12 protein-coding genes are annotated in these 13,317 nt (G+C 37.6%); 11 read left to right on the top strand and 1 reads right to left on the bottom strand.

All coding sequences use genetic code 11. The features are described from left to right. Position 1: 1 nt before the first annotated feature. Positions 2 to 889, bottom strand: a complete 888-nt coding sequence (locus ACZ5QH_RS11100; protein WP_004821545.1) for a VOC family protein — start codon at positions 887 to 889, stop codon at positions 2 to 4. A 412-nt stretch (positions 890 to 1,301) separates the two neighbouring features. On the opposite strand from ACZ5QH_RS11100, the gene ACZ5QH_RS11095 reads away from it, so the two are divergent. From ACZ5QH_RS11095 to ACZ5QH_RS11045, 11 genes are all read left to right on the top strand, one after another. Beyond that, the gene (locus tag ACZ5QH_RS11095) at positions 1,302 to 2,192 is read left to right on the top strand and encodes a LysR family transcriptional regulator (protein WP_303576083.1); all 891 of its coding nucleotides are present in this window, start codon (positions 1,302 to 1,304) and stop codon (positions 2,190 to 2,192) included. A gap of 312 nt (positions 2,193 to 2,504) precedes the next feature. Next, positions 2,505 to 4,712: a TonB-dependent siderophore receptor gene (locus ACZ5QH_RS11090; protein WP_303576084.1), complete on the top strand. Its 2,208-nt coding sequence runs from the start codon at positions 2,505 to 2,507 to the stop codon at positions 4,710 to 4,712. A gap of 165 nt (positions 4,713 to 4,877) precedes the next feature. Next, complete coding sequence (locus ACZ5QH_RS11085; protein ID WP_004720401.1) at positions 4,878 to 5,132, top strand: hypothetical protein; 255 nt, start codon at positions 4,878 to 4,880, stop codon at positions 5,130 to 5,132. Beyond that, positions 5,125 to 5,883: a Fic family protein gene (locus ACZ5QH_RS11080; RefSeq protein ID WP_303576085.1), complete on the top strand. Its 759-nt coding sequence runs from the start codon at positions 5,125 to 5,127 to the stop codon at positions 5,881 to 5,883. Before ACZ5QH_RS11085 ends, ACZ5QH_RS11080 begins: the two co-directional genes overlap by 8 nt. Before the next feature lie 397 nt (positions 5,884 to 6,280). Beyond that, positions 6,281 to 7,567 (top strand): salicylate 1-monooxygenase, encoded by a 1,287-nt coding sequence (gene salA / locus ACZ5QH_RS11075; protein WP_303576086.1) that lies wholly within the window; start codon positions 6,281 to 6,283, stop codon positions 7,565 to 7,567. A gap of 45 nt (positions 7,568 to 7,612) precedes the next feature. After that, a complete protein-coding gene (locus tag ACZ5QH_RS11070) occupies positions 7,613 to 8,965 on the top strand; it encodes an MFS transporter (protein ID WP_303576087.1) in 1,353 nt (450 codons plus the stop codon). Positions 8,966 to 9,082: 117 nt separating this feature from the next. Further along, positions 9,083 to 9,466 (top strand): IS66-like element accessory protein TnpA, encoded by a 384-nt coding sequence (tnpA, locus tag ACZ5QH_RS11065; RefSeq protein ID WP_034589178.1) that lies wholly within the window; start codon positions 9,083 to 9,085, stop codon positions 9,464 to 9,466. Continuing rightward, positions 9,463 to 9,798 carry an IS66 family insertion sequence element accessory protein TnpB gene (gene tnpB / locus ACZ5QH_RS11060; protein ID WP_068523813.1) on the top strand — a complete coding sequence of 112 codons (336 nt, stop codon included), beginning with the start codon at positions 9,463 to 9,465 and terminating at the stop codon, positions 9,796 to 9,798. Before tnpA ends, tnpB begins: the two co-directional genes overlap by 4 nt. Positions 9,799 to 9,872: 74 nt before the next feature. After that, on the top strand, positions 9,873 to 11,498 hold the full coding sequence (gene tnpC, locus ACZ5QH_RS11055) for an IS66 family transposase (RefSeq protein ID WP_068532879.1): 1,626 nt from the start codon (positions 9,873 to 9,875) through the stop codon (positions 11,496 to 11,498). A 23-nt stretch (positions 11,499 to 11,521) separates the two neighbouring features. Then, entirely contained in the window at positions 11,522 to 12,448 is a 927-nt protein-coding gene (locus tag ACZ5QH_RS11050; RefSeq protein WP_464016800.1) for a LysR family transcriptional regulator, read from the top strand. Between the two features lie 201 nt (positions 12,449 to 12,649). Further along, the gene (locus tag ACZ5QH_RS11045) at positions 12,650 to 13,120 is read left to right on the top strand and encodes an Lrp/AsnC family transcriptional regulator (protein WP_303576088.1); all 471 of its coding nucleotides are present in this window, start codon (positions 12,650 to 12,652) and stop codon (positions 13,118 to 13,120) included. The last annotated feature ends 197 nt before the right edge of the window (positions 13,121 to 13,317 follow it).

Here is a 13,317-nt window from a genome sequence, read left to right as displayed (position 1 = left end):
TCTAATGAGCAAGCTTTTTGTGGCCCCAACTACTTAATTCGTTGTAACGTTTAATGTCCCATGTTTCGTCATCGACAATAATTGCACCATATCCAATTTCGAGTGCAAAACCAGAAGGCGATTTGACATAGAATGAAAACATTTCATCATTAGGGTGACTGCCTAAACCCATTTCAAAAGTTAAATCTGCCGCCTGACAACGTTCATAAGCCAAGCCAACGTCTGTAATATTGTTTACTTCAAACATCATATGGTGAATTCTTTTTGGAAATTCTAAGGGGACTTTTGCCGTTGCAACAGAATGATGACGTCCTGTTTGGGTATGAAAGAATGTCACTTCCATATTTACACCAGGTTTAATTGGTCCCTGACAAATATCACTTACCTGAAGACCTAAAGTGTCTTTGTAAAAATCTGTTAGTTTTCCCAGTACTGTATCTACTGCAACAAAATGACCGACACCTAAGCGACCTGTTTTAAAACCTTTGGTGATTTTATTGGAATAAAACCCATTATTCTTTTGAGCGCGTGCTGCACAGTAATAGAACTCATGGCGCATCCCTGTTTGGTCTATAAGAAAGAACATTTTCTCAACAAACCGTTTTGTAATTAAATCTGTTCCAGCTTCTACTGTTTTAATGCCACGTGTTGCTAACTGGTTTAGGTAGGAAAGCAATTTCTCTTCATTTTCAAATTCCCAACCTGCAGCAATCATATCGTCTGCTTCACCTAATTCTAAAAATATGCGAGACTCGAATTCATCCATACGTAAATTCAACTGTTCTCGTGTTTTTTTACCTATCTTTAAACCAATCACTTCAACTGCAAATTTTTCCCATGCAGGGAGATCACTCACTTCAAAGACCAGATAACCTAAATTTGAAATCATTTGAATAATCTCCCTGTCCTATATATTGACTACATGATTGGCGGTACTTACTTTTTGACTCATGCTCAAATTCCTTTTGTTCCATACATCATGGAAGTTATTATTTTCTAGTCTAAAAAAACTATCCAATCGAATGATTTAGTATCTTGGTATTTAAAAAATGAATATCCCTTTTTTTATAAACACATAAGGGTAAAATATAGAAAATAAATATTATTTTAAGAAAAAATATTACTTGAATAATTCTTACAGAAAAATCATAAGTAATAAATATATTTTAAATTTAGGATAAACTTCAGTTGCTCTAAGGAAATTAAATTTTAAAAAATCTATTAAAGATAGTTCTTGATAAAAATCATAAAATAAAATACTTTAAAAAAGATGTTCATATATCAGTTACGTGGAGCTTTAAATGGATTTAAGCTTAATTCGACTTTTCATTGTTATTTATGAAAAATGTAATATAAGTAAAGCGGCAGAAGTCTTAAATTTAAGTCAGCCATCAGTGACTTATAATTTAAATTTACTTAGAAAACAGTTAAATAATCAATTGTTTGAGCGTGCACAATATGGTGTAAAACCTACAACTACCGCAGATAAATTATATCCTGTATTTAAAACATCATTGTTTAATATTGAGTATGCTATTTCAGAAATCAAGCAATTTAATCCTTACACAGCTGAAAATGTATTTCGTATATGTTTATCTGATATAGGTGAAATGACTATATTGCCGACATTAACAAATTACTTAAGAGACCATGCACCTAATATTATATTAGAAGTCAAAGAGGTGAAAAGTGAATTGGTTGAAAATTGGCTAGTCGAAAATATAGTCGATGTTGCAATATTTAATAGTTCAAACATAGATTATCCAAAATTAAGTTATAAGTCATTGCTTTATGAAAAGTATGTTTGTCTAGTTAACAAGAATTATTACAATATTGAAAAGCCATTAAGTTTGGATGACTATTTAAATGCCTCTCATATTGCGATTAAATCAAGCACAGGTCATACATTGGTTGATCAAACTTTAAAACAACTCGGCCATAAAAGAAAAATTAAATTAGTTGTACCGCATTTTTGTATTTTAAGAGGCATACTGAATACAAGTAATCTGATTGCGACTTTGCCGATGCGAGCTGCTCAGGAATACTTAAATGATCTAAATTTTTATATTTTTATCCCTCCTTTCGAAATTCCAGGATTTCATGTAGGAATGCATTGGTTTCAGCATCATGAAGATCCTATTGCACACCAATGGTTCATTGAAACCTGTGAAAATTTGATATCTAATTTATAAGTCTGATAATGAAAATGTTGAAAACAAGTGAAGTTTATGGCAATTGAATGATCATACACACTTCACTGACGACTCTGGTATTATTTATAGTTAAATCTATATAAAAATAAAATATTAATCCGGTATGTTATAAGCGCAATTCGGACGATTTGAGGATAAATTTCTCCCTAATTTTTTATCTAATGTTATATCAAAATATTTTTTTAAATATTAAATATCGTATAGAAATGCTTGTTCAATCGAAGAAAATTGTGAATACTCATGCGCACAAATTTAGGCTGTAAGATTATCTTTTGGGGTTAGACAATTACTGTGAAAACGTATCCATTTTCTCGTTTACAAAAAGCACTACTGGCGGTTGGTTCATTTTCATGTCTAGGGCTAAGTTCAGCATTGGCACATGCTGATACTGAAAAAGATACACAGCAACTTAAAACAATTAAAGTAAGCGTTCAAACAGAAGAAACAACACCAACTGTTTATTATCAACCCAAGGTAAATTTATCAGGATTTACTCAGCAAAATCTTGCTGAGATCCCTGCATCTATCAGTACAGTCACCGCGGAACGTATCGCTGACCAACATGCAAAAACCCTGACGGATGTTGTTAAAAATGATGCAGCAATCGGTGATGGTTATGCGCCCATTGGTTATTATCCAAACTTTATTATGCGTGGCTTTAACCTAAATTTAGGGTCAAGTTATTTGCTCAATGGTCATTTGTTGCGTGGCGAGCAAAATGTAGCGCTTGAGAACAAAGCACAAGTTGAAATTCTAAAGGGTATGAGTGCGATTCAAAGTGGGATGTCAACACCGGGTGGTGTCATCAATTATGTCACTAAACGTCCAGAAGACATTCGTGCTATTACCGTTGAAGTAGATAGTCATGGTGGCAATCGTGTTGCAACTGACTTGGGTGGCTGGTTGGGAGAAGAGCAGCAGTTTGGTTATCGACTGAATCTGGCCAAAGAAGAAATTCATCCTTATGTTGAGCATGCAGATGGGCAGCGTTTGTTTGGCGCTTTGGCTTTAGATTGGAAGATTTCAGATCGCTCAAAATTAGAATTTGATATTGAGTCGCAGCGTCAACGTCAGCGCTCAGTCGCAGGTTATCAATTACTGGATGGTACAACTGTACCGACTGGGGTCAATTGGGATCGTTTACTTGGTTATCAAAGCTGGAGTAAACCAGTGACCAATGAAAGTCTAAATGCCAGCTTAAAATATATTTACCAAGTGAATGACAACTGGACCACAAATTTGTCTGCTGCACAAAGCCGTGTCGTGATTGATGATTATTCAGCATTTCCGTGGGGTTGTTATAGCAGTACTTGCCAAACGACAGGTTTAGGTAATACCTTTGACCAAAATGGTAACTATGATATTTATGATTTCCGTAATCCAGACGACAGCTTCTTAACCAATCAATTTAAAGCAGGATTAAACGGCAAGTTTAGCACAGGGGCTTGGCAGCATAAGCTCAGTTTAGAGCTCTCGCATACAGGCAAACGGCATACACAATATAACGCGATCAATGAATGGGTCGGTACAGGAAATATTTATAATGATCCTATAACGTATGCGCCTACTGATAAAACTTTAGGTACACATTATAAATCATTAGACAGTCAACAAACTGCACTGAACTTACTGGACCAGATTGACTTCAACACTGAATGGTCAGTTTTGTTGGGCGGTAAACTGATGCATTTAAATGAAAATGCCTATGATGTGGATGCAAACAACATCCGAGAGACCAATTTTAATCGTTTTTTGCCGCAGTTTGCGTTGATGTATCAACCTTGGGAACATACCCACCTCTATGCTTCTTATGCCAAAGGCTTAAGTGATGGCGGACAAGCCCCTTGGTTTGCTACTGGTATTCCTGATCAAGGTACTGAAGGTAATGCTTTTAAAACTTTAGCACCGATAAATTCAACTCAGTATGAGTTGGGTCTTAAGCAGCAATGGCAAACATTACTGTTTACCGCGGCATTGTTCGATTTAACCCAAGACAACCAATACACCAACGCAGACAATTACTTTGTCACGGATGGTAAGCAACATAACCTTGGTTTGGAATTGGGCTTACAAGGGCGCTTCGGGCAAAATCTAGATATGACTTCTTCTTTAGCTTTAATTCGTTCACGTTTAAAAGAAATACAAGTGGCAGATTATCAAGGTCATCAAACTCAGAATGTACCGAGTGTCCGTTTTGCTAATCATCTGTCGTATCGATTACCACAAGTAGATGGTTTACGTTTATTGGCTGGCATGCAGTACAGCAGCAGTAAATATGCCAATAAAACAGGTACAGTAAAAGTATCAGGCTATAGCGTGTTTGATGTAGGTACAGCTTATAACTTCCGTGCTTATGGTTATGACAATACGCTGCGATTTAATGTTGATAACGTGTTTAATAAAAAATACTGGCGCGATGCGGGGAGTTTCTTAGGCGATGACTATTTATTTCTTGGCGCACCACGTACAGCACAACTCTCGTGGACTGTGGGTTTTTAAAGTAACTTGTTGAGCTTATTGGCAATTTAAATTGAGATGTAAGCTAAGTTAATATTTGACGGTTAGATAATTTAATTAACGAACCGTCAATAGCATCTCATTTTTTATTAGCGTAGAAGTTACCCATGTTATAATAGAGAGGCAGTTTTATTAAGGAACTTTGTGATGCTGAATGTGAATGAAATTCCACATAAAGGGTTGAAAAGATATATAGCGAAACTTGCACGTCAAAACCATATAAGCTATATAAACACTGGAAGTAGTCTATTGGCTCAAACGATTACTCGTTTAGCTGATGATGATGTTAAACCAGACGAAACTGAAAAATTAGTAATTGCTTTACGTCGAGCAAATGTGATCGATGGTTCACAAATGTTGATTTTGCTTGGCCGTTATTTTGATGAAACTCAACATGTTTGATCCCTTTAATGATTTTGAGAAAAACGGTTATTTACGCAATTTCAGAAAAGATAAAAATTTAGAAATCGTTAAGCGTTTTGAACATGCTTATTTTGAAGCGAATATTGATACAGCCTTAGATTTTTTAGCATCATGTCCACGAATAACTTATGCGGACTTCCTAAAAGTTCATCATATTTTGTTTTCAGATTATTATCCTTGGGCTGGCCAAGATAGATCAATCACTTCACCAAATTGCGCGATAAAAAAAGCAGATACATTATTTGCACATCCTATGTCAGCACAGCTGGCTATAGAACAAGGCTTAGGTCTAGCCAATGATCCTAAAATGATGAATCACAAGTTTGGCGAGATCATGGGATTATTTGCATATGGTCATCCTTTTTTAGATGGAAATGGTCGTACTATGCTGCTAGTTCATATTGAACTTTGTTATCGTGCAGGATTCTCAATAGAATGGGATAGAACAAATAAAACAGATTATCTCTTAGCATTGAGTAATGAGATTGATAAACCAGGTAAAGGAATTCTAGACAATTATTTACTCCAATATAAGACGACTACCGCAGACCGTACTTCTTGGAGCAATCACATTTCAGCAATTCATGGCTTAAATGGAATTCATGGTGATGTTCAAATTGGTGAGGATTTATCTGATCCAACAGTTGCCGAAAAGTATGAAAAATTTGAAGAGCAGCGTGGTTACACGTATATCAATGTAACCTCTGAAAAGTCTAAACCTAAAAAGTGATTTCAATAAGAAAAATCGTGTTGTATAGACAAGGTTCTTAAATATTTTATTTAAGTCTCAAATAAATTTATGAAACTAAGCGTGATATTTAAAACACTCTTCAAGAAACAGAACAATAATTTAGTTATATCAATACCTTAGAATTTTTCAAAAAGTCCTTTTTTTAAAACTATAAATCAACATAAAATTCCCCTCATCCTAGCCTTTTCCCATGGGGAGAAGGAACTTTCAATACCATTATGATTCATTCAACATGATCATTTTTTGATTTATGAAAGAAATTTATTTAAATTAATATCAAAAATTTAGATAGTATAAACCTAAAAATATAAATTGGATTTATTCTAAAAAATAACCAATCATAGAATTCTAAGCAACTTATTAAGGAATGCTAAAAATGGACAAAAAAATTAGAGTTGCTGTGATTGGTGGCGGTATTGCAGGATTAGCACTCACCACTCAATTGATCAAAAATAAACATTTAGATGTACATCTCTTTGAGTCTGCATCACAGTTTTCTGAAATTGGTGCAGGGATTTCGTTTGGTGCCAATGCAGTTAAAGCCATTCAATTATTAGGTCTAAGCCAAGAGTATGAATCTATCGCAGATCAGGTAAAGGCACCATACACCGATATTTGGTTTCAATGGCGTAATGGTTATACCGATGAGTATCTATCTGCATCGATTGCACCACAAGTCGGGCAGTCTTCGGTACATCGTGCAGATTTTCTCGATCGTTTAATTCCGTTGGTGCCTTTAACAAATGTACATTTTAATAAACGCGTACAAGAAATTGAGGCAGATGAAGAACAAGCGACAATTCACTTTATAGATGGTCATCATATTACATTTGATTATGTGATTGGTTGTGATGGAATTCGTTCAGTTGTTCGAAACCATGTGCTTGACTCTAATCAATTAGCGCGTGTTGAACCTCAGTTTTCAGGGACGTGGGCATATCGTGGAATTATTAAATTTCAAGATTTTAAACAAGCGATTGCAAAACTGGGAAATGACGCAGAAATTGCCGATGTACCACAAATGCTTTTAGGGAAAGATAAACATATCTTAACTTTCCCAATCCGTCAGGGTGAAGAAATTAACATTGTCGCATTTAAGTCAGATCGCACTCAAACTGTATTAGCAGAGAATACACCATGGACATCACCTGTTTCAAAACAAGCCATGCTGGCTGATTTTGCAGACTGGAGCGAGAGTTGTAAGGCATTATTGGATCTGATCGACTCACCAACAATTTGGGCATTACATGAAATTCAACCTTTAGAAAGCTATAAAAACAAAAGCAATAATGTGATTTTGATTGGCGATGCTGCTCATGCCATGTTACCGCATCAAGGTGCTGGTGCCGGACAAGGTTTAGAGGATGCTTTGATTTTAGCTAAATTATTAGAAAACCCTGAGCTGACATCTGAATCTATCAAAGCTGTATCAGAAATCTATGAGCAAGTTCGATTAGCGCGTGCCGTAAAAGTTCAAAATACCTCGCGTGAATCAGGTGAAATCTATGAGCTATATTCATCGAAATATCCTGATTTTGAATCAATAGGCCAACATTTGGCACAGCGTTTTGACTGGTTGTGGCAGCATTCGCTTGAAGATGATATTCAGACAGCTAAAGCAGCATTAGCAAAACAACTACAGCACACTGAAATGACGACTTAAACAACAAAGATTACAAACAGGACAATATGACCAGGGAGGTCTATTATGCAAATCATAAATGCAAATGAAATTATTGATCATGCTAAATTAAAAGCCATTCATTGGCGGGTGATTCTACTCAGTGCATTGATTATTATCTTTGATGGTTATGATCTAGTGATTTACGGTGTTGCTTTACCCAAGTTGATGGCAGAATGGAAAATTGACAGCATTACGGCTGGATTTCTGGGCAGTGTCGCCTTATTTGGGATGATGTTTGGTGCGATTATTTTCGGTAGCCTGAGTGATAAATTAGAAAGCTATGGATTTAGCCGCAAAAAATTAATTATTTTATGTATCTGTTTATTCAGTGGTTTTACTTTACTTTGTGGCTATGCCAATAATCCACAAAGTTTTGGAATCTTTCGGTTTTTGGCGGGTTTGGGTTTAGGCGGGGTCATGCCAAATGTAATCGCCTTGATGACTGAATATGCACCTAAAAAACTACGCTCAACCTTGGTTTCCTTAATGTTTAGTGGCTATGCAGTCGGTGGGATGTGTTCAGCTTTATTAGGAATGTGGCTAGTCCCGCAATTTGGTTGGAAAATTATGTTTATTCTAGGAGGTACACCACTTTTACTCATTCCCATAATCTGGAAGCTGTTACCCGAATCGATTGATTATTTGGTACGCCGTGATAAAACCGACCAAGCCATTGAGATCCTTAAACAAATTGACGGCAATATTACCTATACGTCTCAGACTCAAATTGGTCTTCATCAAGACAATCAATCTAGCTCTAAAACCCCGATCAAGGATTTATTTGCAGAAAATCGTGGGATGGTAACACTCTTATTCTGGGGCAGCGTATTTATGGCGCTTGTACTGGTCTATGCTTTAGGCAATTGGTTACCTAAATTAATGGTAGAAGCAGGCTATGATTTATCGACCAGTTTGGTTTTTCTATTGGCTTTAAATATTGGGGGAATGCTTGGCGCAATTTGTGGTGGCTACTTAGCGGATCGTTTTAATCTTGCAAAGGTATTATGCTCACTGTTTTTAAGTGGTGCGATCGCATTAATTTTACTGAGTTATAATTTACCGACGATCATTCTTTATTTTTGTATTGCTGTTGCAGGTGCTGCATCAATTGGTGGGCAAATCTTATTATTGGCGTATATGTCCCAATTTTATTCGTCCAATATTCGTGCAACAGGCTTAGGAATGGCTTTAGGTGTGGGGCGCTTAGGCGCAATTTTAGGGCCAATCTTATGTGGTTGGCTATTAAGCTTAAGTTTGCCAATTAATTATAATTTTATTGCATTATCAATCCCCTGTATTATTGCAGTAATGAGTGTTTCAATGATTCACTTACGCTTGAAAAAAACAAAATTGGCGGTGAAAACGGTACAAATCTAAAAGTAGAGTAGGGAGGTCTACCTCCCTCATTGTAAGCGTCCGCTGAACACACCTTATGAATTCATCCTATAAGCCTTAATTTAGTCCCCACTTAAAAACAAGTGGGGACTAAAATTTATGACTACAAATCACCAGACATCCATCGCATCTCTTGCGAAAAAACGAAGAACATACAGTGCTGAATTTAAACAGCAGATCGTTCAGGCTTGTAAAGCACCGGACGTTTCAATTGCTTCGGTCGCTTTGCAACATGGATTGAATACAAATCTTGTATCCAAATGGATTCGCTTAATTGATGGTAAGCCAGGGAATGATCGCTCACCACTACCGAATAAACCTGCATTTATTGCCTTATCTTGCTCTGCACCATTAGATCCTACTCCTACTGACATGTTAACGGTTCAAATTACTTTACCCCACTCAAAAGCAGAAATTGGCTTGAAATGGCAGACATCAGAAATACCTGCCTTGGCAGAATTACTCAAGGCACTTGCAACATGATCCGCATTGATGAAATCTGGTTGTCTACTCAGCCCATGGACATGCGTGCAGGTATGGATACGGCCATGGCTCAGGTGGTGAGAGCCTTTGGCTACATCAAACCGCATTGTGCTTACCTGTTCTGTAATAAACGTGGCCATCGCATGAAAGTGCTGGTACATGATGGACTGGGCATCTGGCTGTGTGCCCGGCGTTTGGAACAGGGTAAATTTCACTGGGCTCAAGTTCACCAAGGTGAAACCGTGGCCCTCAGCCCGGAACAGTTACAGGCATTAATCCAAGGTTTGCCCTGGCAGAGAATTGGATTGCAGCAAGTGGTGAATATGCTCTAAACCAAGCTCGACCATTCTGCCATCCTCCAAACGTTCTATTTCATTATCTTCATGACCTCAGGCATACTGCGGTCATGAATACGCTGCCTGACTTAAGCCAACTGACCCATGAACAACTGCTGGAATTCACCAGACAGTTGGCGCTGCAGCATCAGTCTCTAGCACAATCAAACCAGCAATTAGATGCCAGAGTTCAACATCTTGAAGTCACCAATCAGCAATTAGATTCTAAAGTTCAACATCTTTCTATTCTCAATCAAAAATACGAGCATGAGCTCGCACTATTTAAACAGCACAAATTTGGCAGTAAAAACGAACATCTCACCGCAAAACAAATCCATCTGTGGGACGAAGCGGTTGAAGAGGATATCGCAGCAGTTGATTTGGAACTGGAGCGGCTGAATGCAGATAAAACCGATGCAGCGACACAGAAAGCCAAAACCAATAAACCTAAACGTCGACTGCTACCCGATCATCTACACACCATCCGTATTGAGCATGAACCTGCATCAACCCAATGCAGTTGTGGCTGCCAGTTACGTCGTATCGGCGAAGATATCAGTGAAAAACTGCATTTCAGACCGGCACAGTTCTATAAGGAACAGCATGTGCGTGGCAAATGGGTCTGTGATCAGTGTGACACCCTGACTCAGCAAGCGATGCCCGCCTATGTGATTGATAAAGGCATTGCTTCACCTGAACTGCTCAGCCATGTGCTGGTATCGAAGTATGCCGATCATTTGCCGCTGTACCGTCAGCGCCTGATCTATCAGCGGGCGGGCATTGATCTGTCCAGATCTACTTTATCTGACTGGATTGGTCGCTGCGGTGTGGAACTGGAACCTCTGGCGAATGCCTTAAAACAGGTGGTGCTGCAACAGCGGGTGATCCATGCCGATGAAACACCAGTCACCATCATGCGGATGGGTGATGATGAGAAAAAACCGAAGAAAGGTTATGTCTGGGCCTATGCCACTACACAGTACAATCCAGTTCAAGCGGTGATCTATGACTTTCAGGATAGCCGTTCAGGTCAGCATGCAGAAGAGTTCCTGAATGGCTGGCAGGGCCATCTGGTCTGTGATGATTACAGTGGTTATAAAGCACGCTTTAAATCAGGCGATGTCATTGAGGTGGGCTGCATGGCGCATGCACGTCGTAAATTCCATGAGCTACATGTGACTGGGAAAAGTCAGATCGCTGAACAGGCATTACTGATGATTCAGAAACTGTATGCGATAGAAGCAGAACTCAGGAAAAAGACCGATGGTACAGCGGAAGACCGCCGCGAATACCGACAACTGCATAGTCAACCAGTGATGCAACAACTATATGAATGGCTCAACCAACATCATCTGACAGTGCCATCGAGTTCTCCCACCGCCAAGGCCATCAATTACACTCTGAAGCGTTGGCCAGCTTTAAGCCGCTATCTGGATGATGGCAATCTACCTATAGATAATAATTGGGTGGAAAACCAGATGCGACCTTGGGCGTTGGGACGTAAGAATTGGCTATTTGCAGGTTCGCTGCGCAGTGGACAGCGAGCGGCAAATATCATGACTTTAATCCAGTCAGCAAAGCTGAATGGGTTGGATCCGTATGCCTATCTCAGTGATGTGCTGAAAAGGCTGCCGACGCATAAAGCGACCCAAATAGAAGAATTACTACCACATCGCTGGAAATCCAACTCAAATTAAAAAATAGGCATGGGGTTCAGCGGATGCTTACCCCTCATTTAATAGAGATATTACAATTGATTGATCTAAGTCTTATTAAAGTTTTTATTATCGTTTTTGAAACTAAAAATATTAGTCACGCGGCCGAACGCCTCAATTTAAGTCAACCTTCTGTCACCTATAATCTAAATCGCCTACGTAAATTTTTAAATGACCCTTTATTTGAACGAGACAAATTTGGAGTCAAACCGACCAAGTTGGCACAAAGTTTATACCCAAGCTTTAGGCAAGCAATTACCGATATTGAAATGGCAATTACAGCGTCTAAATACTTTGACCCAAAAACCTCAACTCGGATATTTCGTTTAGGCTTATCTGATTTAGGTGAAATATGTCTGTTACCTTCGTTAATTCAATACCTTTCTAAAGAAGCACCATTTATTAAGGTGGAAATCGAAGAAATTCAATCGCATAAAGTAGAAGAATGGCTGACTGAAGGTTTTTTAGATGTTGCTGTATTCAATAGTAGTTATACCGTTATGCCTAAAATTGAATCACGAAATTTATTTGAAGAACGCTATATGTGCATTGCGCATAAGTACCACCCACGTATAAGGGATACACTGAGTTTAGAACAATATTTTCAAGAAAATCATGCGGCTATTAAATCTTCAACGGGTCACATTGAAATTGATCAAAGACTGAAAGAACTAGGCTTAAAAAGAAAAATCATGCTTGAGCTTCCTCATTTTAGTGTTTTACAAGATGTTGTGACCAGTTCTGAATTATTAGTGACTTTGCCATCACGGGCAGCAAAAGTATATGCGCGTAATGGTGATGTCAATATTTTTGAATTACCGTTTTCAGTTAAACCGTTTAATGTGAGTGCCAATTGGTATAACCATCGAGATGACATAGAAGCCAGAACATGGTTTATCCAAACACTACAAGAACTTTTCCAATCGCTATAACGCAGTATTCTTATTTGCAATGCGTTAAAAAACAGTGAATATAGCCATAACTTATCTGAACTAATCTTTATTTGAATGAGAGTTTCAAGTAATCAGCATTAAGAATTAAAAATCTATTTATCTTGTCAAAAATAGAATATCATTCCAATAATAGATAAATCAGTGACTCATTTTTTTAATTTCTTATATAAAGTGAACTGCATGAAATTACAGCTAGATAAATACGATCGTGGGATTTTGGAACTATTACAAAAAGATTGTACTTGGGCGATTGGCGATATCGCAGATCGTATTGGATTAAGTAATACAGCATGTTGGCGACGCATTCATAAAATGGAAGAAGAAGGCATCATTCGCGCCAAAGTTGCTTTATTAGATCGTAAAAAACTAAATATCAATGTGATTGTCATAGTTTTTATTAAAACAGCACAACATAATGCAGAATGGATTGAAAAATTTCACAATCATATCCACACAATCGATGAAGTTATAGAAGTGTATCGGATGGCTGGAGAGACTGATTATTTGTTAAAAGTCGCTGTACCCGATGTGCTTGAGTATGACAAAGTGTATAAAAAAATAATTCAAATTTCTGGCCTTACTGACGTGAGCTCCAGTTTTGCCATGGAACAAATTAAATATACGACTGAATTACCTTTAAATTTTCTTTGATCATTGATGTTTTTTCATAAAAATCAAAGCTAGGTCTCAATAAGATGTATTTATTTTAGGGTTGATTTGTTCCGCATTTTACTAAGAAAGAATCGTACTATCTCCTTTTATGACAATAAAAAATTAAATCAACATTTAACAAAGTAAATTTGCTAGGCATATTTTCTAAGTAAATGACTTTAAAAAACTACTCAATA

This window comes from Acinetobacter sp. Ac8 (assembly GCF_055392545.1).
This window is presented reverse-complemented; position numbering and strand designations above follow the sequence as displayed.

Coding starts and splice junctions, on each gene's coding strand:
- ACZ5QH_RS11085 (WP_004720401.1), top strand. CDS start 4,878: ATGCTGAATGTGAATGAAATTCCACATAAAGGGTTGAAAAGATATATA.
- tnpC (WP_068532879.1), top strand. CDS start 9,873: ATGAATACGCTGCCTGACTTAAGCCAACTGACCCATGAACAACTGCTG.
- ACZ5QH_RS11050 (WP_464016800.1), top strand. CDS start 11,522: ATGCTTACCCCTCATTTAATAGAGATATTACAATTGATTGATCTAAGT.
- ACZ5QH_RS11070 (WP_303576087.1), top strand. CDS start 7,613: ATGCAAATCATAAATGCAAATGAAATTATTGATCATGCTAAATTAAAA.
- ACZ5QH_RS11080 (WP_303576085.1), top strand. CDS start 5,125: ATGTTTGATCCCTTTAATGATTTTGAGAAAAACGGTTATTTACGCAAT.
- ACZ5QH_RS11100 (WP_004821545.1), bottom strand. CDS start 889: ATGATTTCAAATTTAGGTTATCTGGTCTTTGAAGTGAGTGATCTCCCT.
- tnpB (WP_068523813.1), top strand. CDS start 9,463: ATGATCCGCATTGATGAAATCTGGTTGTCTACTCAGCCCATGGACATG.
- ACZ5QH_RS11095 (WP_303576083.1), top strand. CDS start 1,302: ATGGATTTAAGCTTAATTCGACTTTTCATTGTTATTTATGAAAAATGT.
- tnpA (WP_034589178.1), top strand. CDS start 9,083: ATGACTACAAATCACCAGACATCCATCGCATCTCTTGCGAAAAAACGA.
- ACZ5QH_RS11045 (WP_303576088.1), top strand. CDS start 12,650: ATGAAATTACAGCTAGATAAATACGATCGTGGGATTTTGGAACTATTA.
- salA (WP_303576086.1), top strand. CDS start 6,281: ATGGACAAAAAAATTAGAGTTGCTGTGATTGGTGGCGGTATTGCAGGA.